The sequence below is a fragment of the Arachnia propionica genome, from assembly GCF_003932785.1.
Lineage (GTDB): Bacteria > Actinomycetota > Actinomycetes > Propionibacteriales > Propionibacteriaceae > Arachnia > Arachnia propionica_B.
Genome location: NZ_RQYT01000033.1, coordinates 1 through 26,526, shown reverse-complemented (window position 1 = coordinate 26,526; position 26,526 = coordinate 1). Strand labels below are relative to the sequence as shown.

At 67.4% G+C, this 26,526-nt stretch carries 25 protein-coding genes; 20 read left to right on the top strand and 5 right to left on the bottom strand.

The window, feature by feature from the left end; genetic code table 11:
- The first annotated feature begins 38 nt into the window (after positions 1 to 38).
- From rpmB to ftsY, 11 genes are all read left to right on the top strand, one after another.
- Positions 39 to 224, top strand: coding sequence for a 50S ribosomal protein L28 (gene rpmB, locus EII35_RS11840; RefSeq protein ID WP_125228677.1), 186 nt, complete (start codon positions 39 to 41; stop codon positions 222 to 224).
- A 117-nt stretch (positions 225 to 341) separates the two neighbouring features.
- Positions 342 to 2,552, top strand: a complete 2,211-nt coding sequence (locus EII35_RS11835; protein WP_125228676.1) for an ATP-dependent DNA helicase RecG — start codon at positions 342 to 344, stop codon at positions 2,550 to 2,552.
- Positions 2,549 to 3,127, top strand: a complete 579-nt coding sequence (locus tag EII35_RS11830) for an RsmD family RNA methyltransferase (protein ID WP_125228675.1) — start codon at positions 2,549 to 2,551, stop codon at positions 3,125 to 3,127. The genes EII35_RS11835 and EII35_RS11830 overlap by 4 nt, the downstream gene beginning before the upstream one ends.
- On the top strand, positions 3,124 to 3,606 hold the full coding sequence (gene coaD, locus EII35_RS11825) for a pantetheine-phosphate adenylyltransferase (protein WP_125228674.1): 483 nt from the start codon (positions 3,124 to 3,126) through the stop codon (positions 3,604 to 3,606). Before EII35_RS11830 ends, coaD begins: the two co-directional genes overlap by 4 nt.
- 128 nt (positions 3,607 to 3,734) lie before the next feature.
- Complete coding sequence (locus tag EII35_RS11820) at positions 3,735 to 4,283, top strand: YceD family protein (RefSeq protein WP_125228673.1); 549 nt, start codon at positions 3,735 to 3,737, stop codon at positions 4,281 to 4,283.
- Between the two features lie 24 nt (positions 4,284 to 4,307).
- Positions 4,308 to 4,499: a 50S ribosomal protein L32 gene (gene rpmF / locus EII35_RS11815; RefSeq protein ID WP_125228672.1), complete on the top strand. Its 192-nt coding sequence runs from the start codon at positions 4,308 to 4,310 to the stop codon at positions 4,497 to 4,499.
- Between the two features lie 38 nt (positions 4,500 to 4,537).
- The gene (rnc, locus tag EII35_RS11810; protein WP_221739738.1) at positions 4,538 to 5,179 is read left to right on the top strand and encodes a ribonuclease III; all 642 of its coding nucleotides are present in this window, start codon (positions 4,538 to 4,540) and stop codon (positions 5,177 to 5,179) included.
- On the top strand, positions 5,172 to 6,020 hold the full coding sequence (mutM, locus tag EII35_RS11805) for a bifunctional DNA-formamidopyrimidine glycosylase/DNA-(apurinic or apyrimidinic site) lyase (RefSeq protein ID WP_125228670.1): 849 nt from the start codon (positions 5,172 to 5,174) through the stop codon (positions 6,018 to 6,020). Before rnc ends, mutM begins: the two co-directional genes overlap by 8 nt.
- Positions 6,017 to 6,589 carry a GtrA family protein gene (locus EII35_RS11800; protein ID WP_125228669.1) on the top strand — a complete coding sequence of 191 codons (573 nt, stop codon included), beginning with the start codon at positions 6,017 to 6,019 and terminating at the stop codon, positions 6,587 to 6,589. Before mutM ends, EII35_RS11800 begins: the two co-directional genes overlap by 4 nt.
- Entirely contained in the window at positions 6,571 to 10,077 is a 3,507-nt protein-coding gene (gene smc, locus EII35_RS11795) for a chromosome segregation protein SMC (RefSeq protein WP_125228668.1), read from the top strand. The genes EII35_RS11800 and smc overlap by 19 nt, the downstream gene beginning before the upstream one ends.
- Before the next feature lie 113 nt (positions 10,078 to 10,190).
- Positions 10,191 to 11,351, top strand: a complete 1,161-nt coding sequence (ftsY, locus tag EII35_RS11790) for a signal recognition particle-docking protein FtsY (RefSeq protein ID WP_125228667.1) — start codon at positions 10,191 to 10,193, stop codon at positions 11,349 to 11,351.
- Positions 11,352 to 11,465: 114 nt separating this feature from the next.
- Here the strand turns inward: ftsY and EII35_RS11785 are convergent, their stop codons facing one another.
- Positions 11,466 to 12,152, bottom strand: coding sequence for a response regulator (locus tag EII35_RS11785; protein ID WP_125228666.1), 687 nt, complete (start codon positions 12,150 to 12,152; stop codon positions 11,466 to 11,468).
- 118 nt (positions 12,153 to 12,270) lie between these two features.
- On the opposite strand from EII35_RS11785, the gene EII35_RS11780 reads away from it, so the two are divergent.
- From EII35_RS11780 to EII35_RS11745, 8 genes are all read left to right on the top strand, one after another.
- On the top strand, positions 12,271 to 12,456 hold the full coding sequence (locus EII35_RS11780) for a hypothetical protein (protein ID WP_125228665.1): 186 nt from the start codon (positions 12,271 to 12,273) through the stop codon (positions 12,454 to 12,456).
- 46 nt (positions 12,457 to 12,502) lie between these two features.
- Complete coding sequence (locus EII35_RS11775; RefSeq protein WP_125228664.1) at positions 12,503 to 14,821, top strand: sensor histidine kinase; 2,319 nt, start codon at positions 12,503 to 12,505, stop codon at positions 14,819 to 14,821.
- Positions 14,822 to 14,878: 57 nt separating this feature from the next.
- Positions 14,879 to 16,393 carry a signal recognition particle protein gene (gene ffh, locus EII35_RS11770; RefSeq protein ID WP_125228663.1) on the top strand — a complete coding sequence of 505 codons (1,515 nt, stop codon included), beginning with the start codon at positions 14,879 to 14,881 and terminating at the stop codon, positions 16,391 to 16,393.
- 42 nt (positions 16,394 to 16,435) lie between these two features.
- Entirely contained in the window at positions 16,436 to 17,509 is a 1,074-nt protein-coding gene (locus tag EII35_RS11765) for an amidohydrolase family protein (protein WP_125228662.1), read from the top strand.
- A 109-nt stretch (positions 17,510 to 17,618) separates the two neighbouring features.
- Positions 17,619 to 18,659: a LacI family DNA-binding transcriptional regulator gene (locus tag EII35_RS11760; RefSeq protein ID WP_185744304.1), complete on the top strand. Its 1,041-nt coding sequence runs from the start codon at positions 17,619 to 17,621 to the stop codon at positions 18,657 to 18,659.
- A 22-nt stretch (positions 18,660 to 18,681) separates the two neighbouring features.
- Positions 18,682 to 20,871 (top strand): alpha-galactosidase, encoded by a 2,190-nt coding sequence (locus tag EII35_RS11755; protein WP_125228660.1) that lies wholly within the window; start codon positions 18,682 to 18,684, stop codon positions 20,869 to 20,871.
- Positions 20,868 to 22,445, top strand: coding sequence for a beta-N-acetylhexosaminidase (locus EII35_RS11750; protein ID WP_125228659.1), 1,578 nt, complete (start codon positions 20,868 to 20,870; stop codon positions 22,443 to 22,445). The genes EII35_RS11755 and EII35_RS11750 overlap by 4 nt, the downstream gene beginning before the upstream one ends.
- A 38-nt stretch (positions 22,446 to 22,483) precedes the next feature.
- Positions 22,484 to 23,644, top strand: coding sequence for a S49 family peptidase (locus tag EII35_RS11745; RefSeq protein ID WP_125228658.1), 1,161 nt, complete (start codon positions 22,484 to 22,486; stop codon positions 23,642 to 23,644).
- Positions 23,645 to 23,719: 75 nt separating this feature from the next.
- Here EII35_RS11745 and EII35_RS11740 read toward each other — a convergent pair whose 3' ends face one another.
- Entirely contained in the window at positions 23,720 to 24,130 is a 411-nt protein-coding gene (locus EII35_RS11740; RefSeq protein WP_464115353.1) for an SCO4402 family protein, read from the bottom strand.
- Positions 24,131 to 24,267: 137 nt separating this feature from the next.
- Here EII35_RS11740 and EII35_RS11735 point away from each other — a divergent pair, with 137 nt between their 5' ends.
- Complete coding sequence (locus tag EII35_RS11735) at positions 24,268 to 24,834, top strand: IS1634 family transposase (protein ID WP_464115354.1); 567 nt, start codon at positions 24,268 to 24,270, stop codon at positions 24,832 to 24,834.
- Positions 24,835 to 24,883: 49 nt separating this feature from the next.
- On the opposite strand, the gene EII35_RS11730 is transcribed toward EII35_RS11735, so the two are convergent.
- The 3 genes from EII35_RS11730 to EII35_RS11720 all read right to left on the bottom strand — a co-directional run.
- Positions 24,884 to 25,252 carry a hypothetical protein gene (locus EII35_RS11730; RefSeq protein ID WP_125228655.1) on the bottom strand — a complete coding sequence of 123 codons (369 nt, stop codon included), beginning with the start codon at positions 25,250 to 25,252 and terminating at the stop codon, positions 24,884 to 24,886.
- Positions 25,249 to 25,683 (bottom strand): MafI family immunity protein, encoded by a 435-nt coding sequence (locus EII35_RS11725; protein ID WP_185744303.1) that lies wholly within the window; start codon positions 25,681 to 25,683, stop codon positions 25,249 to 25,251. The genes EII35_RS11730 and EII35_RS11725 overlap by 4 nt, the downstream gene beginning before the upstream one ends.
- Position 25,684: 1 nt before the next feature.
- Positions 25,685 to 26,526: EndoU domain-containing protein (locus tag EII35_RS11720; RefSeq protein WP_185744302.1), on the bottom strand; the 842-nt coding region annotated here is incomplete at its 5' end.

Sequence of the window (26,526 nt, the reverse complement as noted above, 5' to 3'; positions counted from 1 at the left end):
GACGCTCAGCGTCTGGCCCAAGCAACAAGGAGATTCCGATGGCTGCCGTGTGTGATGTCTGCGCCAAGGGGCCCGGCTTCGGTCACAACGTGCCCTGGTCGAAGAAGAAGACCAACCGCCGCTGGAACCCGAACATCCAGCGCGTTCGCGCGACCGTTGACGGCACCCCGAAGCGCCTCAACGTGTGCACCTCCTGCCTCAAGGCCGGCAAGGTCACCCGCTGATCCCAGCGTCATCGTGACCCGCATCCCCTCGGGATGCGGGTCACGATGTTTTGGGGCCGGGGCTGACACCCAGCTCGGTGCCACCCCGTGCCGGGACGGGTGGGTAGGCTTCGTGGCGTGAACCGTGCCAGGACCAGCATCCATCGTGAGCTCAGCCGTCGCTTGCCCGATGTCGTCGGTGGTCCCACCGCGGAGGAACTCGGAAAGCTCGGGCTCCACACCCTGGGTGACCTCGTGCGCCACACTCCCCGGCGTTACCTGGCGGGCACGGAGATGAGCGACTTCTCGACGCTGCGGGTTGGGGAGGAGGCGGCCGTCGTGGCCAGGGTCCGCTCGACCGAACTCGTGGACGGCAAGGCCACGCGGGTCCAGACGGTGCTGACCGACGGGCGTGGGGATCTGCTGCTCACCCTGTTCGTTCCGGAGAAACATCCCAAGTACGGCCGTTACTGGGCGGCGCAGCTGGCTCCCGGCGCCCGAGGGATCTTCGTCGGCAAGGTGGGGGTGTTCAAGGATTCACTCCAGCTCACCCATCCGAACTACGTCATCATCAACGAACACGGCACCATCACCGGACGCAAGGCTGCGGAGAAACGGGCCATGATGAACGTGGTGCAACGAGCTCGGCTCGTCGGTCTCTATCCCGCGACGGGGAAATTGGCCACCTGGCAGGTCGCTGAGGTCATCGCCATGGTGCTGCCCCAGGTGCTGCCGCTGGGGGACACGCTGCCGGACTGGGTGGTTGAACGCGCCGGTGTCCTGCCGCTGCCGGATGCCCTGCGTGAGGTCCATGAACCCGTGACCGCGGAGGACGCCGAGCGTGGGGTGCGGCGCCTGAAGTTCGATGAGGCCTTCGGGATGCAACTGGCCATGGCCAGGCGTCGTGCGGAGCTGGCGAGCCGGAGGGCAACCCCCCGCCCCCGTCGCGAGGGGGGGCTCCTCGACGTCTTCGACGAGGCCCTGCCCTACGAACTGACCCCCGGCCAACGCGAGGCGGGCGAGGTCATCTCCCGGGCCATCGCTGAACCGAGGCCCATGAATCTGCTGCTCCAGGGTGAGGTCGGCTCCGGGAAGACCCTGGTGGCGCTGCGTGCCATGCTCGCGGTCGTGGATGCCGGTGGGCAGGCTGCGTTGTTGGCGCCGACGGAGGTCCTGGCCCGTCAACACCACGCCGTCATCACCGCGTTGCTGGGAGACCTGGCCGAGGGGGGAACCCTCGATGCCCACCCCGTCGGGACCCGGGTCGAGCTGCTCACCGGGTCGCTCACCACCGCCGCGCGGCGCCGGGCCCGGGCAGCCGTGGCCTCGGGGGAGGCGGGCATCGTCGTCGGCACCCATGCCCTGTTCTCGGAGGGAGTGGAGTTCCAGGACCTCGGTCTCGTCGTCGTCGACGAGCAGCATCGGTTCGGTGTCGAGCAGCGGGCGGCACTCGCGGCCAAGGCGGAACTCCAGCCGCACACGCTCGTCATGACCGCGACCCCGATCCCGCGCTCGGTGGCGATGACGGTCTTCGGGGATCTCGACACCTTCGAGCTCCGGGACCGACCAGCGGGACGGGCCGAGGTGAGGACGGTCTTCGTCGACACGAGCCGGAACCCGCACTGGGTCGAGCGCGCCTGGGAACGGATCAGGGAGGAGGTGGCGGCTGGACGTCAGGCGTTCGTCGTCTGCCCTGCGATCACCGGGTCCCGCACGGAGGGTGATCTGGAATCGGCCTCGGGGCTGAAGGCCGTCACCGATGTCGCCCCGATGCTCGCCGAGGGGCCCCTGTCCGGGCTGCGGATCGGGATGGTCCACGGTCGTCAGAGCGCTGGCGAGCGCGACGGCACCATGGCCGCCTTCGTCGCGGGGACCATCGACGTCCTCGTCGCCACGACCGTCATCGAGGTGGGGGTCGACATCCCCAACGCCTCGGTCATGGTGGTCCTCGACGCTGATCGGTTCGGGATCTCCCAGCTGCACCAGCTGCGGGGAAGGATCGGCAGGGGGCAGCATCCGGGACTGTGCCTGCTGCTTGCGGCCACGAAGGAGGCGACCTGGGGCGCGGAGCTCCGGCTGCAGGCCCTGGTGGACTCCTCGGACGGGTTCGAGTTGGCCGAGCGTGACCTGACCCTGCGCCGGGAGGGGGATGTGCTCGGGGCGGCCCAGTCCGGGGCGTCCTCACTGAAACTGCTCCGGGTCCTCGCCGATCGGGATCTCATCGAGCACTCCAAACGTGTGGTCGACGACGTTCTCGCCGACCCGCGTGCCGCATCGGACCCGTGGCTTTCCGATCTCATCGACGCCGCCGAGGCGATCTCGGCCGGGGAATGGTTGGAGAAGACGTGACCCGGGTCATCGCGGGCCGGGCCAAGGGGGTGCGGCTCTCGGCGCCACGCAGCGGCACCCGACCCACCAGTGACCGGGTGCGCGAAGCCCTGTTCTCCACCTTGGCGACCTGGTTCGGCACCGCCGAACTGTCCGCGGAGCATCACCTGGAAGGGATCGATGTCCTCGATCTCTACGCCGGGACGGGTGCCGTGGCCCTGGAGGCCGCGAGCCGTGGTGCGCGCCGCGTCGTCGCCGTGGACTCCCACACCGCCGACGTCATCCGCGCGAATGCCCGCAGGGCCCGGCTGGTCGTGGAGGTGCAGGGGAGTCGGGTCGAAGGGCAACTGCCGACCGGACCCTTCGATCTCGTCTTCGTGGATCCCCCGTACGACGTGGCCTCGGCTGCGCTCGACCGGGTGCTGCTCCCCCTCTTCGAACCGGGAGTACTCGCTCCCCGGGCACTGGTGGTCGTGGAACGATCCCGACGATCCCCGGCCCCGGCTTGGCCGGATGGGCTCGACGACACCTGGCGTCGGAACTACGGTGAGACGACGCTCCACTTCGCAGCAACTCAACAGGCAGGGGAATCATGACCACGGTGCTGTGTCCCGGATCCTACGATCCGATCACCAACGGCCACGTCGACATCATCACGCGTGCCCGTGACATCTTCGGAGAGGTGGTCGTGGCGGTCGGGGTGAACAGCCTCAAGTCCAGCTATCTCTTCGGTCAGCATCGGGTGGCTCTCGTGCGCGAGGCCACCTCCCACCTGGCGGGCGTGACCGTCGAGGAGATGTCTGGGCTGCTCGTCGACTTCGCCAGGGACCGAGGGATCTCGACCGTCGTCAAGGGCCTGCGTTTCGGGGCCGACTTCGACTTCGAACTGCAGCTGGCCCACATGAACCACTCCATGACAGGGCTGGAGACGGTGCTGCTGCCCGCATCGGTGGGACACGTGACCCTGTCGAGCACCCTGGTGCGTGAGGTCCTCAAACTCGGCGGCGACGTGTCACCCCACGTGCCGGCCTGCGTGGTGGAGACGTGGCAGAGAATTGACAATCGGAATCATTAGCGACATGATGCGGGTGCGCGGCGCGGCCGCGATGTTCCTCGTCCCTTTTTGGTGATTGCCGCGGGCGACGGTAGAGTTGTTCCTCGGTCATGACGAAGTCATGGTCGGTCGACGAAGGGAACACAGCCATGAGCTCCTCGCCTCGTCATCCTGATCGCCGTTCACCCCTGGTCCTCGACGTGCTCGAGCTGGGTCGGCGTCCGGGAGTGATGAAGGAGATCCAGCTCCGTGTCCCGGCCCCGGCCGGTCTGGGCTACGACGTGATCTCAGTGCCACAGGACTCCGAGGTTGACCTCGACCTCCGGTTGGAGGCGGTTGTCGAAGGAGTGCTGGTGACGGGAACGGCGTTCGCGGAGGTCTCCGGCCAATGCTCGCGTTGCCTGGAGCCCATCGAGGGAGAGCGTTCCTTCGAGCTGCAGGAACTCTTCTTCCACCCCGGCAAGGAGGTGGACGAGGAGGAGAGTCTCATCGTGGATGAGACGATCGACCTCGAGGAGGTCCTGCGGGATGCTGTGGTGCTGGAGTTGCCGTTCTCGCCGCTGTGCGACCCCGACTGTCCGGGCCTGTGCCAGGACTGCGGGTTCAACCTCAACGAGGATCCCGATCACGGGCATGCCGACAGGGTTGACCCGAGGTGGGGCAAGCTCGCTGGGCTGGATCTCGGCAGCGACAACTGACCATATTCGTTCGAGGAGAAGATCGTGGCCGTTCCCAAGCGCAAGATGTCGCGCAGCAACACCCGTTCGCGTCGTGCGCAGTGGAAGACTTCCGTCGTCCCCACCGTCACCTGCGTGAACCCCGCCTGCCGTGAGCAGCACCTGTCCCACACCGCCTGCCCGTCCTGCGGCCAGTACGGTGCCAAGGGGGCCCGTCGCCAGGTCGTCGAGGCCTGAGCAGGCTCGCTGACGTACTCGAGGAGCTGGGGGTCCGGGTGGACCCCCAGCTCCTCGAGTTGGCGTTCACTCATCGCAGCTACGCCTTCGAGAACGGGCGCATCCCCAGCAACGAGCGCTTGGAGTTCCTCGGCGACGCGGTGGTGCAGATCGTCGTCACGGAACACATCTTCACGAGCTTCCCGGAACTCGCGGAGGGGCAGCTCGCGAAGCTGCGCGCCTCCGTCGTGAGTGCCCACGCCCTGGCGGAGGTCGCCCGGGGCCTGGAGCTCGGCCCCCTCATCAAACTCGGCCAGGGCGAGATCCTCACCAAGGGAGCCGAGAAGACCTCGATCCTCGCGGACACCATGGAGGCCGTGGTCGGGGCCGTGCATCTGAGCGCAGGTGCCGAGGCCGCCGCCCGGTTCGTCCATGCGATCCTCGACGAACGGATCGCCGCGAAGCAACACGAGGGTCATTACACGGATTTCAAGACCGCGCTCCAGGAGTACTGTGCCCGCCAGGGGTTCGCCCCGCCCCGTTACGAGGTGACGGGGGAGGGGCCGGATCATCAGCGGGTCTTCACGGCCGTCGTCATGGTGGATGAACGCCCCGCCGGACGGGGTGAGGCGACCAGCAAGAAACGGGCCGAGCAGATCGCCGCGGAACAGGCCTGTCGGGAGCTCGGTACCGATGCCTGAGCTTCCGGAGGTGGAGGTGGTGCGGCGGGGTCTCGCGCATCATCTGACGGGCCGCCGCATCGAGACGGTGCACATCCATCATGATCGTCCCGTGCGTTCCCACCCGGAGGGGGCCCAGGGGTTCTCCGCCGAGATGACGGGACGTCTGGTGGACGATGTCCGTCGGCGCGGCAAGTACCTGTGGCTCGTGATGGGCGATGACGCCCTGGTGATCCATCTGGGAATGAGCGGTCAGTTCCGCATCAACGACCCGGCGGACCCCGCACTTCGCAACACCCGGCTGCGTTTCGACCTCGACGACGGGAGCCAGCTGAGGTTCGTCGACCAGCGGATGTTCGGCGGTCTCGAGGTCGTCCGTGACGGCGCGACCTGCCCGGTGCCGCACATCGCACCGGACCCGTTCGACCCCGGCTACGACCGCGACCGGGTGGTGGCGACGATGCGGCGTCGCCGCAGCGCGGTCAAGCGGGCGCTGCTCGACCAGGGGCTGGTCTCGGGGGTGGGCAACATCTACGCCGACGAGTCCCTGTGGCGCTCGCGGCTCCATTTCGAGCATCCCGCCGACCTGTTGACGCAGGGCCAGGCGGAGGAGCTGCTCCGCCACGCGGCGGAGGTCATGGACGAGGCCCTGGCGGCCGGGGGCACCTCCTTCGATGACCTGTACGTGAACGTCAACGGCGAGTCGGGGTATTTTGAGAGGAGCCTGGACGTCTACGGGCGGGAGGATCGGCCCTGCCGCCGATGCGCCACCCCGATCGTCCGGCGGAAGTTCACCAACCGCAGCAGCTTCCTGTGCCCCAGCTGCCAGACGCTGCCCCGAGACGTCAGGACCATGGTATGAGACGACTGCTGGCCCGCCACAGTGGGTCCGTGGCCCAGTTGCTCCGTTTCGCGGTCGTGGGTGGCGCGGGTGTCTTCGTCAACATGGCCGTGCTCATCCTCGTCGCGAAGATCTTCCCCCTCCTGTGGGGCAGCGCCGCGGTCCCCGAGGGCGAGGGGGTGTGGTCGGCGATCCCCGGTACACCGTTCAACGTCCGGTGGTACCACGTCATGTCCGCGGTGGCGTTCCTCGTGGCCAACCTCTTCAACTTTCAGCTGAACCGGTGGTGGACGTTCAAGTCCCACAACTCCGCCACCTGGTTCAAGGAGTACTGGCCGTTCCTGACGGTTGGACTGGTCTCGTTGGGCGCGGGCCAGCTCATCATCACCGCCCTCATGCACCCGCACTCCCCGGTGGCGCTGCCCACGGACATCCTCGACGGATCCACCGGTTTCCGGAACCGGCACTACTGGGCGAACCTCATCTCGATCGCGGCCACGATCCCGATCTCCTTCCTGGTCAACAAGTTCTGGACGTTCCGGTCGGTCAGGACCCCGAGCAAGGTTGAGGCATGTACCTCAAGCAGCTGACGCTGCGGGGATTCAAGTCGTTCGCCTCGGCCACCACGCTGAACTTCGAGCCGGGCATCACCTGCATCGTCGGGCCGAACGGTTCCGGAAAGTCCAACGTCGTCGACGCGTTGAGCTGGGTGATGGGTGAGCAGGGCGCGAAGTCGCTGCGGGGCGGCAAGATGGAGGACGTCATCTTCGCCGGAACCGCGAAGCGGGCGCCGCTGGGGCGTGCCGAGGTGCAACTCACCATCGACAACTCCGACGGGGCCCTGCCCATCGACTACGCCGAGGTCACGATCACCCGGACGATGTTCCGCAGCGGCGGGTCGGAGTACTCGATCAACGGGTCCCCGGCACGCCTGCTCGACGTCACCGAACTGCTCAGCGACTCAGGTATCGGACGAGAGATGCACGTCATCGTCGGGCAGGGGCAGCTCGACGCGATCCTCCAGGCCACCCCGGAGTCGCGGCGCGGCTTCATCGAGGAGGCGGCGGGGGTGCTCAAGCACCGCAAGCGCAAGGAGAAGGCGGAACGGAAGCTGGAGGGGACCCGTGCCAACCTGGAACGGCTCGAGGACCTGATCGGTGAGCTGCAACGTCAGCTCAAGCCCTTGGGCCGGCAGGCCGAGGCGGCGCGCAGGGCAGCCGTGATCCAGGCCGAGCTGCGCGACGCCAAGGCACGGCTGCTCGCCGACGACCTCCACCAGGCGATGCGCATGATGGCTGAGGCCGAGGCGGATGAGAAGGAGGCCGAGCAGGCGCGGATCCGTGCCGAGGCGGAGGTCGCGGCGGCCGCCGAGGCTGAACAGGGATGCGAACGGGACCTGACCCAGGCCTCGCGCAGCTTCGATACGAGCCAGGAACACTGGTACGCGGCGGCCGCGTTGCGGGAGCGCATTGCCTCCACACTCACCGTTGCCGCGGAACGGATGCGTTTCGCCGACGCCCAACCGATGCTCGACGTCTCCAGCCGGGACCCGGAACAGCTCGAGGCGGAGGCCGCGGGAATCCGCGAACGTGAGGCGGAGCTGGGAGAGGCGATCCGTGAGGCCAGGACACGTCTGGAGGAGGCGACGGCCGAGCGGGGAGCCGCCGAGCAGGCCCAGATGGATGAGGAACGTGCCTACGCCACCGCGTTGCGTGCCCTGTCGGACCGTCGTGAGGGCATGGCCCGTCTCGCCGGCCAGCTGGCCTCCATCAGTTCGCGGATGGACGCGGGACGGGAGGAACGGGAACGGCTGGCCGAGCGTCGCGAGGAGGTGCTGTCCCGGGCAAGGGAGGCCGGCAACCGCTACCAGGAGACGGAACTGCGCCTGTCCGGGCTCGGCAGGGACGAGTCGGAGCTGGACGCCGCCCACGACGAGGCCTCCACGGCCCACGATGCGGAAGCAGCGGAGGTGAGCCGCCTCGCGGAGGAGGAGGTTCGGCTGGGTCGGGAACGTGCTGCGGTCACCGCCCGCGTCGAGGCCCTCCGGCTGGCGAGCAGCCAGCGCGACGGGTCCGCGGATCTGCTCGAGCGTCCGGACGTCCTCGGGCGCCTGGGGGACCTCATCTCGGTGACGCCGGGTTGGGAGCAGGCAGTGGCGGCGGGACTCGGCGCTGCCGCCGAGGCTGTTGTCGCGGCGGGCCTTGACGACGCCGTCGCCGCGGTCCGGCACCTCGACGAACAGGATCTCGGCCGGGCCGCGGTCCTGGCAGCGGGGGCGGAGCCGGGACGCGAGTCCCCGGTGATGGAGCTCCTCGTGGCCCCGGAGGAAGTCCGCGGGCTGCTGTCGCGGCTCCTGGCCGGGGTGGTGGTCGTCGAAGACCTCGGGGAGGCCCGTCGGGTGGTGGACGCCGACCCGGACGCGATTGCCGTGACACGGCAGGGGGATCGGATGGCGGCCTGGCTCGTGGAGGGCGGATCGGCGGCGCGGCCCTCCCTGCTGGCCCTCAACGCCGAGTTGGCCCGTGCCGAGGAGGAACTGGACGGGTTGGGGGCGGACTGGGATCGGAACCGTTTCGCCCTGGAGCAGGCCCGCGGGCGGCTGACGGAGTTGGAAGCCGCCGTCGAGGCGTCGCTGAACGCCCTCCACGCCTCGGATGCGGAACTCGCTGCCGTGGCGGATGCCCTCGCCGGGTTCCGGCAGACGCAGGCAGCGGCCACCAAGGAGGCCGAACGGTTGGGGCGGGCCCTGGCGGAGGCGGAACACGCAGCGGCCGGGCTCGAGGAGCAACGCGCCGAGCTGGAGACGCGGGTCGCTGCCGCATCCGCGGAGGAGCTGGAGGAGCCGGACCCGACCGCCCGTGACGAGCAGGCCGTGAGGGCGCGACTGGCGAGGCAGGCCGAGATGGAGGCCAGACTCGCCCTGCGGTCGCTCGAGGAGCAGGCGCGGGCCCTTGCGGGACGGGCCGATGGATTGCTGCGGGCCGCGGCCGCGGAGCGTCAGTCCCGGGCCAAGGCGGCGGCCAAGGCGGAGGAACTGCGTCGTGAGGCCGCCGTCGCCGAGGCCGTTCATGCTGCTGCGGCCCGGTTGCTGGACGAGGCGGAGCAGGTGCTGCAACGCGCGGCTGACCAGCGGGCCGAGGCGGAGGAGCGTCGCACCGAGGCCGAGGCCGCGACGACGACGGCGCGGGAACGCAGCCGACAGGCGGGGATGCGCCTGGAGGAACTGGTGCGCGGCGCGCACCGGGACGAACTCGTGCGGATCGAGCACCGGATGCGTCACGAGCAGCTCGTCGAGAAGGCGATGGCGGAGCTGGGGCTCGAACCCGATGTCCTCCTCACCGAGTACGGGCCGGATCTCCCGGTCCCGGTGCTGACACGGCCGGACGGGTCAGCCCTGCAGGAGGGCGACGAGATTCCCGAACCCGTCGACTATGACCGGGGTGAGCAGGAGAAGAGGCTGCGGCGGGCGGAGCGTGCCCTCACGGCGCTGGGCAAGGTCAATCCGCTGGCCCTGGAGGAGTTCGAGGCGCTCAAGACCCGTCACGCGTTCCTGGCGGAGCAGCTCCAGGACCTGCGTCAGACCCGCGCCGACCTCCTGGCGTTGATCGACGACGTGGACCGACGGGTCCAGGAGGTGTTCCGGGCCGCTTGGTTGGATGTGGAGGCCACGTTCGAGAAGGTCTTCTCACGGTTGTTCCCGGGCGGCGAGGGCAGACTCATCCTCACCGAGCCCGGGAACTGGCTCGAGACGGGGGTGGACGTGGAGGCCCGACCCGCGGGCAAACAGGTGAAACGGCTGTCCCTGCTGTCGGGCGGTGAGCGCTCGCTGGTGGCGGTGGCCTTCCTCGTGAGCCTCTTCATCGCCCGACCCAGCCCGTTCTACATCCTCGACGAGGTGGAGGCGGCCCTCGACGACGCCAACCTGGGGCGGCTCCTCGGCATCTACGAGGAACTGCGGGAGAACTCGCAGCTGCTCGTCATCACCCATCAGAAACGGACCATGGAGATCGCGGACACCCTCTACGGGGTCACGATGCGCGGCGACGGCATCTCGACGGTCGTCAGTCAGCGGCTGTGAGCGCCAGGGAAGCCGAATCCCGCCGGGGCCTTCTCGTCCTCCGTCTTGTCAGGACGTGACCACGCGGGTCCATGTCGCGAGGCCGAGGCGTCGGCATCTCCTAGGATGGCTGGGTGGATTGGTTTTTCTGGTTGATCGTGGCGCTCGTCGGCGCCGCACTCATCGCTGCATCCGTCATCATCATCAAGGGCAACCGTGAACTGCCCGCACCCGAGGAGCCGGAGGCCATCGAACCCCCGGGGACAGAGCCGGGGGAGGGCGTCGTCGAGGAGGCGGGGCCTGAGCCGGAGGAGGCTCCCGTCGGGGCGGAGGCGGAGGCTCCTCTGCCCGCGCCCTCGCTGGATCAGCCTGAGGCTCCCCGTTCACGCTTCGCCCGGCTGAGGCGACGCCTGGCCACGAGCAACAACGCGCTGGCCCGGGCGCTCGGGCAGCTGCTGAGCGTCGATCGCATCGACGCCGATACGTGGGACGACTTCGAGGCGACCCTCATCTCGTCGGACCTCGGTGTCGGCCCGACCACGGAGCTCACCGAGGCCCTGCGCAAGGAACTCAGCATCGATGGGGTGACCGACCCCGCCAAGGCGCGGGAGGTGTTGCGCACCGAGCTGCTGCGTCTCGTCGACCCGACCATGGATCGAACGCTCCGGCTGGACTCCGCCGACGGTGACCCGGCTGTGGTGATGGTCGTCGGCGTCAACGGCACCGGCAAGACGACGACGGTGGGCAAGCTCGCTCGAGTCCTCGTCGCCGACGGACGGTCCGTGGTGCTGGGCGCCGCGGACACCTTCCGTGCGGCTGCGGCCGAGCAGCTGGCCACCTGGGGGGAACGGGTCGGTGTGGAGACCGTGCGTGGCGAGGAGGGTGCGGATCCGGCCTCCGTCGCCTTCGACGCGGTGAGCCAGGGCAAGGAGACCGGGGTGGATGTGGTCCTCGTCGACACGGCGGGGAGGCTCCACACCAAGGTCGGGCTCATGGATGAGTTGGGCAAGGTGAAGCGCGTCATCGAGAAGAAGGCTCCCGTCGGGGAGGTGCTTCTGGTCCTGGACGCCACCACCGGTCAGAACGGCATGACCCAGGCGAGGATCTTCGCGGAGGTCGTGGATGTCACGGGCATCGTGCTGACCAAGCTCGACGGTTCCGCCAAGGGCGGCATCGTCATCCAGGTGCAGCGTGAGCTGGGTGTTCCCGTGAAGTTGATCGGCCTCGGCGAGGGCGTCGACGACCTGGCCCCGTTCGATCCGGAGGGTTTTGTCGCGGGCATCCTCGGGGAGTGACGCCTGTTTCGTGATGGGAAACAAACAGCAGCCCTTCGCGTGACGACAACGACACCGACGAGCCCCGAGGACGACGCCTGTCGTCGCCTCGGGGCTCGTCGTGTGAAACCGGTGTCAGCGATTGCTCGTGGTGGTCATGAGTGACGGGTCGATGAGACCCAGCTGAATGGCCCGCACCAGGATCTGGGTGCGCGACTTCAGCCCCAGCTTGTCGCCGATGTGGGAGAGGTACTGCTTCACCGACCCCTCGGAGATGAACATCTTCGTCGCTATCTGGGCGTTGGTCATGCCCTGCCCCAGCCATACCAGCAGTTCCTTCTCGCGGGGGGCGAGGGAGTTGGTGGTCTCCGAGTCCACGGGTCCCCGGATGTGGCCGGCGATGAGGTCGGTGACCAGTTCGCGTCGGACCCCGGGGGCCAGTGGCATGTCACCGGCCACGGCTTGCTGAATGCCGGAGAGCAGGGCGGCGCCGCCGCAGTCCTTCATGAGGTAACCGGAGGCCCCGGCCCGTAGTGCCGAGACGATGTACTCCTGGGTGCCGAAGGTGGTCAGGGCCACCACGCAGGCCTCGGGGTGGCGACGGCAGATCTCGCGGGTGGCGTCGACGCCGGACATCTCGGGCATCTGGAGATCCATGAGCACCACGTCCGGGAGCAGCTGGTCGTAGGCCTCGACGGCCTCCCTGCCATTGCGGGCCTCACCGACCACCACGTGGTCCTGGTGGCGGGACAGGAACATTCGGTAGGCCTCACGGACCATGGGGTCGTCGTCGACGACCAAGACGCGGCAAGCTTCACTCATGGGCCATACTTTAAACGAGGAATTACCTCCGAATGTCACTGATGAACTTCGTGTCTGCACGTGTAGTATGCGTCGGGACTCGGTACCGAGCCTGTTTTTCTCCTCAGGAGTAGTTGTCATGAAGATCCGCATCGCAGCCGCTGCCCTGACGCTGGCAGCTGGCCTGTCCGTCGTCGGCGCGCAGTCCGCCACGGCCGTCACCCCCGAGCACGCTGCTCCTGCCGGTACCGTCGTCTCCCAGGCGACCCCGCAGGGCTTCTGGTGCCTGTTCCGCATCCCGCGGCTCTGTGGTTACATCCGCTGAAACATAACCTAGGGGGGGACGGGGTTCGAGCAGAACTCACAACAACATGAACAGGACTGTCTTCGAGCCTCGTCGCTCCGTCGACCGCTGGTTGGCGATCGGGCGACCGTTGCTGGTCGTGCTGCTGTGCTCGCTTTACGTGCTCGGCTTCCTCGACTGGTTCGGGCATCCCGATCGCAACCCCCTCTTCCTCCTCGCGCAGCTGGCGGAGCTGGCAGCCTGCGTGGTCCTCCTCTGGCGCCCCGTGCGCGGCGCCCTCCTGGCCATCGTCCCAGCCCTGATGTCATTGGCGGAGAGCAACCTCGATGCTGACGGTATGCTCACTTGGCTGCTGCCCGGGGTCTTCGCTGCCGTGGGCAGTTTCCGGCAATTCCTGTTCGTGGAAATAGTCGCTCTTGCATATGCCTCCATTCGTGGTCTTCAGATTGGTGATCTGGGGGCGACTCTCACGACCTATGCCACCTATACGTTCACCACTTTGGTGGGTGCCGCATTGGGATTGGCCGTAAGGAAATTAACCATTAGCCTGAGGCGTGGTGAGGCTCAGGTTTCCATCCTCGCCCAGGACGCCAGCGCCATTCGTGGTGCCGAGCGGTTGCGACTCGCCGGGGAGCTGCGCGTGTTGGTCAGTCACCGGCTCGCCCAGTCCATGCAGTCCCTCGAGGAGGCCCGCTCGGAGCTGGCTGTCGAGCAACTTCGGAACCGGCTCGAGGAGATCCGGGCGGCCTGCCTGGACGCCGTCACCCGGGTCCGGGCCCTGGTCGGGATGCTCCGGGAGGACGAGGTGGCCGAGGGCTGCGACGAGTCGATGGCGGCACCCGTCGCCTCACAGGTGCTCGACGGTCTCGTGCGGCGACTCCGGGAGCAGGGAATCGAGGTGGATCGCCAGATCGACCTCAAGGTGGACTCCCGCAACCTCGTCACGCAGCTCACCCTGGCCAGGGTGGCCGAACAGATCTCAGCCGCCGCAGCCGGACTCCACCCGCACCAGGTGTGCATCCGCCTCGCCTGCCCGCCCGGTGAGACCCGGCTGATGGTCCGGGTCACCGATCCGCTCGAACCCCGGCTCGCCGAGGAGAAGGAACTCGTGCGCATCGTCCAGCGGGTGCAGGCGCTCGGCGGTTCCCTCAGCGTCGATCGCGGTGACGCGGTGTGGGAACTCGTCCTCGTGCTGCCGGACCAGCCAACCCCGGTCTCCTCCCGGGACGACGAGGGGACACCACGTGGACGCTCCTGGCTGGAGTATGTCGAACCCGCCCTGGTCTCCCTCGTCACCATGGGGATCTTCTTCCACAGCGTGTGGTTCCGGCCAACCTCGGTGGACAACATCTGGGAACCCATCGCCTACCTCGCCGTGCTGGTGCTCTACTGGTACGCCCCCGTCGGCACCGTGCCCGCGGTGATCTCCTTCGGGGCGCTGTTCTTCTCCTCCGAGCCCCACCTCTTCCCGCTCGTCATGGTGGTCCTCATGGGGGCCTGGAAGACGCTCAACGCCGGCCGTCCGCTGCGTCGCCTCGGGGTGGGACTCGTGACCATCGGGACCGTCGCGGTCCTCATCGTGGGTCTGCTGACGCCCTCCCTGGAGGCGTTGTCCGCGATCGGGATCATGGTCTTCGCGATGTTCGGTCTCGCGGTTCTCCGGCAATTCCTCACCCTGCGCCAGGCCCAACGCGAGAAGGCCGAGGAACTGTTCGAGGCCGCCCAGCAGGCCCGCGTCGAGGAACGCAATCTTCTCGCCCGCGAACTCCATGACGTGCTCGCACACCACCTGTCGGTGATTCTTCTCCAGTGCATGGCCTACGGCGAGAGCGAGGACCCGGAGGAACTGCGGGTCGCGCTGACCAGGATCGAGAAGTCCATTGGCGATGCCGAGCAGGAATTGGCGTTGCTCACCAATGTCATGTCCGAGGACCAGACCGTGGATTCCCAGGCGCTGGTCCGCCCGACCTCCGTCAGTTGCCAACTCGAACGCAACCTCGTCGACGCCGGCTTCCGACCCACCATGCGGATCTCCGGCGCCTGTGACGAACTGCCTCCGATCACGCAGCGCACCCTCACCAGGGCCATGCAGGAGGGCGCCACGAACATCATGAGATATGCGCGACGGGGCAGCGTGTGCTCCTTCGACCTGGGCGTGCACGGAGGGCAGGTCTCGCTCGAGATCCGCAGCATGATGCCGAACCACCAGCGCAGCTCCCAGCTGTCGCTGGGCTACGGATTGACGGGCATCCGGGAGCGCGTCGACCTCTCCGGGGGAACGTTCCACGCCGGCCCGGAGAACGGCGAATGGGTGGTTCGGGTCGACCTCGCCCCCGGGGTGAGGGAAGCGGAAACCGTCGGTGGACCCAGCGCCTACACGCGCTGACCGACGTCCCGGGCGCGGTATTCTTGGGCCGCACCAGATCAACCGAGGGACACTGATTTGTTCGACACGCTTCAGGACAGGCTGGCCGACGTCTTCAAGGGGCTCCGCCACAAGGGGCGCCTCACGGCCGCTGACATCGACGCCACCACCCGCGAGATCCGCATCGCCCTGCTCGAGGCGGACGTCAACCTCGCGGTCGTCAAGGAGTTCATCGCAGCCGTCAAGGAGCGGTGCCTGGGCGTCGAGGTCAGCAAGGCCCTCAACCCGTCCCAGCAGATCATCAAGATCGTCAACGAGGAACTCATCGCGATCCTCGGCGGTCAGGCGCGTCCGATCCGCTTCGCGAAGAAACCGCCGACCGTCCTCATGCTCGCCGGCCTCCAGGGTGCCGGCAAGACCACCCTGGCGGGCAAGCTGGCCCGCTGGTTGAAGGAGGACAAGCACAGCCCGCTGCTCGTGGCCTGTGACCTCCAGCGACCCAACGCGGTCAACCAGCTCCAGATCGTCGGTGAACGTGCCGGGGTGCACGTTTTCGCGCCACAGCCGGGCAATGGGATCGGCGACCCCGTCGAGGTGGCCAGGCAGGCCATCGAGCATGCGGAACGCAACCTCTACGACGTCGTGGTCGTCGACACGGCAGGACGACTCGGCATCGACGAGGTGCTGATGCAGCAGGCGGCGGACATCAAGGCGGCCGTCAACCCCGACGAGGTTCTCTTCGTCGTGGATGCCATGATCGGTCAGGACGCCGTCAACACGGCGAAGGCCTTCGATGAGGGCATCGGTTTCGACGGCGTCGTCCTCACCAAGCTCGACGGCGATGCCCGCGGCGGTGCCGCCCTGTCGATCGCCCGGGTGATCGGGAAGCCGATCATGTTCGCCTCAGACGGCGAGGCCCTCTCGGACTTCGACATGTTCCATCCCGACCGGATGGCGAGTCGAATCCTCGGTATGGGGGATGTGCTGACCCTCATCGAACAGGCTGAGCGGACCTTCGACGCGGAGGAGTCGCGGAAGGCCGCGGAGAAGCTGAGTCAGGGCAAGGGACAGTTCGGCCTCCAGGACTTCCTCGGCCAGATGCAGCAGCTGCGGAAGCTGGGTCCGCTGTCCAAGCTCCTCGGCAAACTGCCCGGAGCGGGACAGTTCAAGGACGCCATCAACGCCATCGACGAGAAGGAGGTCGATCGGATCGAGGCGATCATCTGCTCCATGACGCCAGCCGAGCGTGACGACGTCGGCATCCTCAACGGATCGCGGCGGTCCCGCATCGCCAAGGGTGCGGGCGTCCAGGTCTCCGACGTCAACAACCTCGTCAACCGCTTCGTCGAGGCCCGTAAGATGATGGAGCGCATGGCCGGGGGCATGATGCCCGGGATGCCGGGCATGCCCGCACAGCGACAGGCCCGCAAGCAGGCGAAGCAGACCAAGCGGGCCTCCAAGGTCTCCGGGAATCCTGCCAAGCGCAAGCAACAGGCCGCCGAGCGTGCCCTGGGGCGGACCGCGCCGGCGCCCCAGTCCATGGACGACTTCGAGTTGCCCCCGGAGTTGAAGCGGATGCTCGACTCGCAGTGACCGGGCGCGCGCCCGGCCCCTGTTCGCCGTAGGCTGTCTGCCATGACGGCAGAGCCCCTCCACATCCATGGCACCTTCATCCCCGACGATGAGCCTCGGGACCTGTGGATCCGCGACGGTGTGTTGACCGACGAGCCCGTCCCCGGCGCGAGAACGGTGGCCCGGGACGCCTTCATCGTCCCAGGGCTCGTGGACGCCCACTGTCACCTCGGCCTCGGGGTGGAGGGACAGGTCAGCCGCGAGACCACCCTCGCCCAGGCACGTGCGGACCTGGCAGCGGGGACGATGCTGGTGCGGGATGCCGGCTCGCCCTCCGACACGCGGTGGGTGCAGCAGGAGGCAGGACTGCCGCGGCTCGTGCGCTCCGGACGTCACATCGCACGGACGCGGCGCTACATCCGCCATCTCGCGGTGGAGGTGGAGCCGGAGCAGCTCGTCGAGCAGGTGCGGCACGAGGCACGCGATGGTGACGGGTGGGTCAAACTCGTCGGCGACTGGATCGATCGAGCGACAGGGGATCTGGAGCCGTCCTTCGGCGCCGCAGTGGCCGCCGAGGCCATCGCCGCCGCCCACGAGGAGGGCGCACGGGTCACCGCGCACTGCTTCGGCGAACAATCCGTTGCCGAACTGGTCGCCGCAGGCATCGACTGCATCGAGCACGGGACGGGCATGAGCGACGACGTCATCGACGAGATGGCCCGCCGAGGCACCTCCTTGGTCCCGACCATCATCAATCTCAACCGGTTCCCCCAGTACGCCGAGCCGGGCAGGGAGAAGTACCCGCGTTTCGCTGCGCACCTCATGGACCTCCACGCCCGGCGACACGAGACCATCGGCAAGGCCATCGAGGCCGGGGTTCCCGTCTGGTCCGGGACCGACGCCGGTACGGTCGTGCCCCACGGTGAGATCCTCGCCGAGGTTGCGGAACTGGCCTCCCTGGGCGGAGCGGAGTTCGCCGTCAGGGCATCCAGCTGGGGGGCCCGTCGGTGGCTGGGGGCCGAGGGCCTTGCGGTCGGGGCCAGCGCGGACCTCATCGTCACCGACCGGGACCCCCGCGTGGACGTCGCTACCCTGACGCATCCCATCGTGCGGGTGCTGAGGGGCAGGCCACTGTGAGGCCCGTCACCCGGGGTTTTCCCGCTGCGGGACGCTGTGTTGACAAACCTGTGGGATCACGCGATTCTTGGCTCCTGGGAGCGCTCCCACACGTCGGATGGAGGTGGCAATGACGGCAAGGAATCCGGCTCCGACGTTGGACGACGTCGCACGGGTCGCGGGCGTGTCCCGGGCGACTGTGTCGAGGGCCGTCCGTGGGGGACATCGGGTCAGCGCCCAGGCCCAGCAGGCCATCGAGGCGGCCATTCAGGAACTCGGCTACGTGCCCAACCAGGCAGCGAGATCGCTGGCGCTCCGGCGGTCCAACACCATCGCAGTCATCGTCTCGGAACCGCACCGACGCGTCTTCCACGATCCCTTCTTCTCCATCTCCGTCGCCGCGGTGGCCGAACGGCTCGAGGACACCGACCAGCACATGGCGCTCTACCTGTCCTACGGCAGTTTCCGCCGCAAACTGGAGGAGTACCTCGTCGGTGGCCATGTGGACGCGGTCCTCGTCGTCTCCCACCATGACGAGGACCAACTGCCGAGCCTGCTGGAGCGGGTCGGTCGACCCTGCGTGTTCCTGGGCCGACCGGCGGCGCAGCCCCGAGAGGACGGCGGCTTCTCCGTCGCGGAACGATTTGTCGACGTGGACAACGTGGCCGGGGGCAGGGCGGCCGGTGCGCACCTCGTCGAACGGGGATGCCGTCGCATCGCCACCATCTCGGGACACATGGACATCGCCTCCGCGAGGGAGCGTTCCACGGGCTTCCGTGCGGCCCTGGCTGACGCAGGGCTCGAGCCCGTGGCCGTCCTGCACGGCAACTACGATCCCGACTCGGGACGCACCGCAGCCCTCGAGCTGCTCAACTCGGGGGTGGAGTTCGACGGACTGTTCGTGGCCTCCGACCACATGGCTGCCGCCGCACTGGCGGTTCTCACCGAGAACGGTGTCCAGGTCCCCGGTGACGTGAAGCTCGTGGGCTTCGACGACGCGGCCATCTCCCGCGTGACGACACCCGCGCTCACCACCCTCACCAACCCGTGGCGGGAGCTCGCGATCGCGGCGACGGAACGCATCCTCGCCGAGATCGACGGCACCCCGCCCTCGGGCCCCCTCATCCTGCAACCGGAACTCATCATCCGCGGCTCCACCGGCCCGGCCTGACCACAACCCAAGGAGACACTCGATGCCCGAAGCCTGGACCGTCCACCTGCGTGGCGGTGGGACCGCCGTCCTCATCGACGTGGGCGACTCGGGGCTCCCAGCCGTGCTGCACTGGGGAGAGGACTGGGGCGCGATGGACGACGCGGACCTCGCGTCCGCGGGGCAGCTCCTCGCGAGGGCCTACGTCGACAACGTTCCCGACATCCCGCTGGAGGCGGGAGTGCTGCCCGCCGTGTGGACGGGGTGGACGGGACAGCCGGGGATCAGCGGCCACCGACCCGACGGGACGTGCTGGTCGCCGAGGCTCCGGACGGTCGCGGTCCACGTCGACGGGAGTCCCGTCGAGGTGGGAACCACCGTCGAGGGAGGCAACGAGGCTGTCTTCGATCTGGAGGACCCCCATTGCGGCCTCACGGCCAGCGTGATCCTGCGGATCGCGGCCGGGGGAGTGGTTGAGGCGCAAGCCTCCGTCACGAACACCGGAGCGGACCGTTACGACCTCGTCGCCCTGAACCTGGCGCTCCCGGTCCCGCTGGAGGCGGATGAACTCCTCGACTTCACCGGACGGTGGACCCGGGAACGGGCCCCGCAACGGCGGGCAGTGACCGTCGGTGCGCATCTGAGGGAGCAACGGCGAGGGCGCCCCGGTTTCGACTCGCCGACCGTCATGCTGTGTGGCCGGCAGGGGTTCGGGTTCCGACACGGACGGGTGTGGGGCCTTCACATCGGTACGGGAGGCAACTCCCGGACCTACGTCGAGCGCCTGGCCGGTGGCCACCAGGTACTGGGGGGCGGGGATTCCCTCCATCCCGGTGAGGTGAGCCTCCAACCGGGCGAGACCCACACCGGACCCGTGCTCCGGTTCACCCACGGCGAGGGTCTCGACGAGGCGGCGCGTCGCTTCCACGCCTGGGTGCGGGCCCTGCCCGGCACCCCCGATGCCAGGCGTCCCGTCACGCTCAACGTGTGGGAGGCGGTGGGTTTCGACCACACCCTGCCGAAACTCTTGGAACTGGCCGACGCCGCCGCCGCGATCGGGGTGGAACGCTACGTGCTCGACGACGGCTGGTTCCTCGGGCGGCGCGACGACGCCGCGGGGCTCGGGGACTGGGCGGTCGACCCAACCGTGTGGCCCGACGGCCTGCATCCCCTCGTCGATCACGTGCGGGGGCTCGGCATGCAGTTCGGGCTGTGGTTCGAACCCGAGATGGTCAACCCCGATTCCGAACTCGCGAGGGAGCACCCCGAGTGGATCCTGGCGGCGCACGAGGAATGGCCCTTGCCGTGGCGCCGTCAGCAGGTGCTGGACCTCACCATCGACGAGGCCCGGGATCTCGTCTGGTCGCGCATGGACGCCCTCGTGCGGGAGTACCGTCTCGACTACATCAAGTGGGATCACAACCGCGACACCTTCGATGCAGGAAGCCAGGCCAGTGGCGGACGCGCCGTCAACGGGCGGCAGGTCGCCGCGGCGTTGGAGATCATGGATCGTCTCCGCAGGGATCACCCCGGCCTCGAGATCGAGAGCTGTGCCTCGGGTGGGGCCCGGATAGACCTCGAGATGGCCCGCCACGTCCAGCGTTTCTGGGTCTCGGACTGCATCGATCCGCTTGAGCGGCAACACATGCTCCGATGGACCATGCAGCTCATGCCCCCCGAGTGCCTCGGCAGCCATGTGGCGTCAGGACGCAGCCAGACCACCTCCAGGGAGCACGACCTCAGTTTCCGGGCCGGGACCGCCATCTGGGGGCATCTCGGGGTGGAATGGGACCTGACGGAGGCCACCGAGGAGGAGCTGGCGGAACTCAAGGACTGGTTCGACTGGTTCAAGGTCGAGCGGGGGCTCATCCTCGGCGGCGACATGGTCCGTGAGGTCGTGGGCCAGGGCCCGCTGTGGCTGCACGGGGTTGTCGCGCCGGATCGTCGTCGCGCCCTGTACTCCATCGCGAGCATCGGTTCCGGACCCGACGAGGTGGCGGGCCGGGTCAGGTTCCCCGGCCTGCAAGCCGACCTCCGCTACCGCGTCCGGGCCAACCATCCCGGCCGACTCCCGGCCGGGTTCATCGCGCCCCCGTGGCTGGCCTCGGGGATCGAGGCCACGGGGGCGGTCCTGCAAGCCGTGGGGGTCACTGCCCCTACCCTCCACCCGGATCAGGTCCTGATCCTGGAAGCCTCAGCCATCATCCCCAATGACGAAGGAGTCGAATCTTGACCGCACTGCTACCCGCCCCGACCTCCGCCGAGTTCGGAGGGACGGGTCTCACGCTGGACCGCAACACACGGATCGTGGCCTCCGGTCCCGAGGCCGAGTCGGCTGCGCAGGCCGTGCAGCGGGCCCTGGGCCTGACGACGGGGCTGCCACTGCCGATCGCCCCTTCGGGGGAGATCGAGGTCGGCCTCGATTCCGACCTGCCCGAGGAGGGGTACCGGCTCGACGTCACCGCCGATCGGGTCACGATCGTCGCAGGATCCCCGCGCGGCGCGGGTTGGGCTGCGCAGACCCTCCTGCAGCTGGCGCCGGCGGAGATCTTCACCGCGCCGCTCGGGGTGGCGGTTCCCCTGGTGGCGGCGCGCATCGAGGACTCCCCCCGCTTCGCGTGGCGGGGTGCCATGCTCGACCCGTCGCGTCACTTCCTGCCAGTTCACGACGTGTTGGACTTCATCAACTGGATGGCCCGCCACAAGCTGAACATCCTGCATCTGCACCTCTCGGACGACCAGGGTTGGCGGGTGGCCTGGGATGAGTATCCCCGCCTGGCGGAGGTGGCCTCCTGGCGCACCAAGACCTCCAACCGGTTCTGGGGCGACGACGGGACCCCGCACGGTGGGTACTACACGCTGGACCAGATCCGGGTCATCGCCGACTATGCCCGCTCACTCGGCATCGAGACCGTGCCTGAACTGGACTTCCCCGGTCACGTGACGGCCCTCCTGGCCGCCTACCCTGAGTTCGCCACGGATCCCTCGGCGCTTGACGGCGTGGCCCACTACCCGGAGATCCACCACAACGTGCTCAACTTCTCCGACGAGGTCATGGACTTCGTCCACGGCATCTGGGAGCAGGTGATTGAGGCGACGGGGGCCCGACACGTCCACATCGGTGGCGACGAGGTGCCGACCACCCACTGGGTGGCCTCCGAGGAGGTGGCCGAGCGTGCGAAGTCCTTCGGTGTCGAGAACGTGGCTGACATCCAGCGCTGGTTCACCCTCCACATGAGGGACTGGCTCAACGAGCGCGGCGTCACCCCCATCGGTTGGGACGAGGTCGTCGCCGACGGGATTGTCGAGGGCATGATCTGCCACTGCTGGCGCGGAGCGGAGATCGGTGGGAAGGCCGCTGAGGACGGGATGAAGGTCATCATGAGTCCCTCCAGCCACACCTACTACGACTTCTACCAGTCCGCTGATCCGCAGGAGCCCTACGCCCAGTGGGCCATCACCACCTGGCAGAAGGCCCTCTCCTTCGACCCGACGGAGGGGCTGTCCCCCGAGGGAGCGGCTCGGGTGCTGGGCACCCAGTTCCAGCTGTGGTCCGAGTTCCTGCAGAACTACCGTCACGTCCAGTATTCGGCGTGGCCGCGCGGCTGTGCTCTCGCCGAGGTGGCCTGGAGCGATCCCGAGGGCCGCGACGTCGATGAGTTCAAGGTGCGTCTGGAGGGTCATCTGGAACGGTTGGCTGCAGGCGGGGTGAACTACCGCCCGCTCGAGGGCTCGCACCCGTGGCAGCTCGGCGGCGAGGGATGGCGCAAGCGCCCGCCGGGCGATGGGGAGAACCCGCCGTCCTAATCCCAGCGGGCGTCGCTTCGGCGTGATTGACTGGGGCCATGAGCCATTCGGAGGAGCCCCAGTCAAACTCTCCCTACCTCCCGCCGCCACGGCCGTATGCCCCTGCCGTCGCCAACCGGACCCCGGGGTTCCGCTCCGGGTTCGGCCTGGGCACGGGCATCGGCCTGGGCCTCATGCTCGGGGCGGTGGTGCTGTCGATCGTGTCCGGGCTGTTCGCCATCGCCATGGCTGGGATCCTGGTGCGGGGCATCACCCCCGACGGCGCCAGCACCTCGCTGAGTCCCTTGTGGGGTGCGGCGGGAGCCAAGGGGCGCCTGCGCGCCATCACCGTCTCCGGCACGATCCTCACCTCCCCGGGGGAGGGCGGGCTGCTCGCGTCGGGAACCTACGGCTACGAGATCGCGCAGCAGCTCGACGAGCTGACGGCCGACGATGCCGCCGGGGTGGTCCTGCTCATCAACTCGCCGGGCGGCTCCGTCACCGGGTCCCGAGCGATCAGCGACGCGGTGGAGCGCTACCGGGCTCGCACGGGACTGCCCGTCCTCGTCCACGTCGAGGGCCTGTCCGCATCCGGTGGGGTCTACTCGATGGTCTCCGCCACGGAGGTCACCGCCGATCACGGATCGACGATCGGGAGCATCGGTGTGATGATGGGGCCGTTCACCGAATACCGTGACGTCGTCGCCCTCGGGAGCACCCTCACCACCCCAGGGGTGACCACCACTGGAGGGATCACCCAGCGCTACATCACCGCCGGCAGCTCCAAGGACCTCGGCAACCCGTATCGATCCGCCACCGAGGAGGAGATCGCCAGCCTCCAGGCACTCGTCGACGGGGAGTACAACCACTTCGTGCAGCACGTCAGCAAACACCGCAACATCCCTGAGGAGACCATCCGGGGGTTCGGGGCGGCAGTTTTCACGGCTGACGATGCGGTGGCCAAGGGCCTCATCGACCAGGTGATGGGCAGGGAGGAGTTCTTCCGGCACGCCGCAACGACGGCTGGTCTCAACCCGGACGACACCGTGGTGGAGACAGTCAGGGCACCCTCAGCACTGGAGTCGTTGCTCGGTGCCGAGCGTGCCTGGGGGGTCTCCCCGGCGTTGAGGGCCGACGAGGCGACGCTGGTCGCACCGACCCTGTGCTCCGCCACCCGCCCGCTGGTGTTCGCGGGGGACGTCCGCGGCGTGTGCGGCTGATTGGTCGTCTGTCGCTTGTGACAAGGCCAGCCTGAATGGGGAGCAGCACCTGATGTCGGCATTGTCGACGGCGGGCTACTTGGGTTGGTGGGCTCCGTCCCGGGGCTCATTGGCTTCCATGGCCGCCAGTGCGTCGGCAGCGGCGTGGATCACAGCTGGCCAGCGAGGGTCATCCAGGTAGACGTGGTCGGGTGCATCGCCAAGGTCCTTGATCAGGGGGCCGAGGATCTCGTCGAGTGCCTTGAGAGGCAGAACCTCGGATTCGTAGATCAGGGAGGCAATACTCTTCTCTGGGTTCGGGAGAACCCTGAAGTCGTCGTAGAGGATGTGGATGTTGATATCGAGGTTGTCATAGTAGTGCTCCATGGGGTCGTAGTGGCCCCATTTGGTGCGTTGATGTACAGGATCGCTAAGAGATCTCACTGCATCAATGAGTTGAGATCTCATCCAAGGAAACTCGATAGCCTCTCTTGTGGTTTGTTCCATATCTCCCCTCCTGGCCAATCGTCGAGCGGGATGTGTTGAACCGTCGCCCTCGACGCGTCCTCACCTTCCGTAGAACCGGGCTCACCCCACCATCCTAACCACGCCATTAGTGCTCCAGGCAGGAGCCTGAGGATCACCTGGTCGTTGAACAACGTTGGGCCCGCGGCCCCAAGACGTCCCAGAGTCCGGAGATGATCTGGTACCAGTACCGCAGCAGCCGGGCCCGCCGCGCTGTCAAGGGCATCGATGAGCAGATCCGTAAGGCGGAGGACATCCTGGCGGGCAGGACCACACCCAAGCGGAACCGTTTCCTCCAGGTCAAGGAAGCCACCACCAGCATCAACCGGGCCCTCGAGGCCAAGGCCCGTGCCCTGGCAGGCTGGAAGGGCTACATCACCAACCTTCCTGACCCCACCCCGGACTTCGTGATCAACGCCTACCACCAACTCTGGCAGATCGAGAAATCATTCCGAATGTCGAAAAGTGACCTGGCCGCCCGCCCGATCTACCACCACAAACGAGACTCCAAAAACGCTCACCTCACCATCGTCTTCGCAGCCCTGGCCATCGCCCGCTGGCTCGAGACACGCACCAAAGTCAGCATCCGACACCTCGTCAACACCCTCCGCCGCTCCGCACCATCACCATCCAAGCCGGCAACCACATCATCACCGCCGAAGACCCCCTCCCCCAAACATGACTGACCTGGCTCCACGCCATCCAAGGAACGCACTAAATGAGCAAAGTCAGGCCCTAATCGTGATATATGAGGGTGGGTCGGTTGGCTCGAAGTTTGATCGTCCCGAAGCCACCTTCGAAACGGTAGTAGCTTCCTCCCCAGGCCAGCACTTCCAAATTGCCGTAGTCCTTGGAGCCGTCGGCGTCAATGGCAGGGGGGCCTCCGCTCTCCCATGAAATCTCCTTCAGTGGATCGAACCGCAGTGTTCCGTGGACCGGAGAGTAGACTTCGCCGCCGCATGGCTCCCGGAAGAGCGGATGCTCCCGCTTCACCACCAGCTCCAGCTGGAAGTCCAGTCGATACGGAGTCATGGTGATGCCGAGAACGTAGCTCTCCTCGAGGGCCACGTGTCGGTACTCGGGAAGGGCTGCGTAGAGTGTCATGTCCTTTTCCTCTGGAAAGCATCGAGCGATTTCATGCGCGCCTTCAATAGTTCATGGAAGTGTGTCAGCAGGGTCTGTCGAACTTGGGTCAACTCCGGTTCGGGGTGACCGGGATTTTGTGTTCTTGGTTTGTTTGTTGAAGACTCTGGAGTGAAATAGATGGCGTCCTCCGGAAGGTTTATCAGCCGAGCCAGTTCCGTTATCGCCTGCTTTTCTTCCTTGGTGGGGTCAATATTTGTTTCATGGAGCCACGATATGATCGTCTCCAGGGCAATGCCTTCTTCTCCGTGGAGGAATGTTTCTTCGATTAGTGGTGCTACATAAGGGGGCCAATGACCTTTGTATCGATGGCAAATCTTGCGGACCTCTTCATATAAATGGCGGCGCCGCTTGGCCTGGCCTCTCCTCTCTCGCCACTGCGTGAAGATCATCTCATTCTTCCCCAACTTTTGAGGTTGCGAGTGCGAGTTCATTTCTGAGTGCCAGCTCTCCTGGGGTTGCTCTCACGGGCGGCCACTTGGTTGGGAACCCAGTGACGATCCCATCATTTGATAGCGGTTTTGTGATGACTCTGATCGGGACTCCTTCTTTGGTTGACTCCATAACGTGTACTGCAGGAGATCCTGCATTGGTGGTCAATGAGTTCGGGGGGCCCGTCTGGTTCCGTACATATGCTGCAGGATCCGTGGCGATTTCGCTGATGGTCTCCATGATTCTGTCGTCGCTCCAGTGACGCGGGAATGGCGTCTTCCCCGGTAATCCGGGCCATCGATGCCCGCCGCCGGTAGCGTCTCCGTCGAGGATATGTGTTCTCCGTTGAGGTGAAGCCAGGTCCACTGCCCCGGGTCGGGATGGTCTTCCGTTCGGCCCGAGTCGGTGGATGACATCGCGGAGGACCGGCACTTTGTTGGCCTGTTGCCTTGCCCAGCCTATGGCGCTTTGTCCCAATGGGGTTTTGGCTGCCCATTGGAAGGCTTTGCCGAGGCCCCAGCCCGCTGCTCCGCCTGCCACTCCCCAGAGGGCGTCTGTTACGACTTGTTGCGGGTTGATGGGGTAGCCGCTGCAGGCTTGGTCGATGAGGCTGGCTCCGCCTCCGAGGACTGCTCCGGCGAAGAGGGCTGCGGCGAAGCCTTGGGCGCCGGGGACGAAGGCCAGTCCGATGCCTGCGGCGATGGCGAGTGCGGTGCCCCATTTGGGGGAGTTGGCTTTGCGGTAGGCGTCGAGTTGTTCTGTGGTGATGGGTTGGAGGCCGGTTGGGTCGTGGAGGTTGGTGG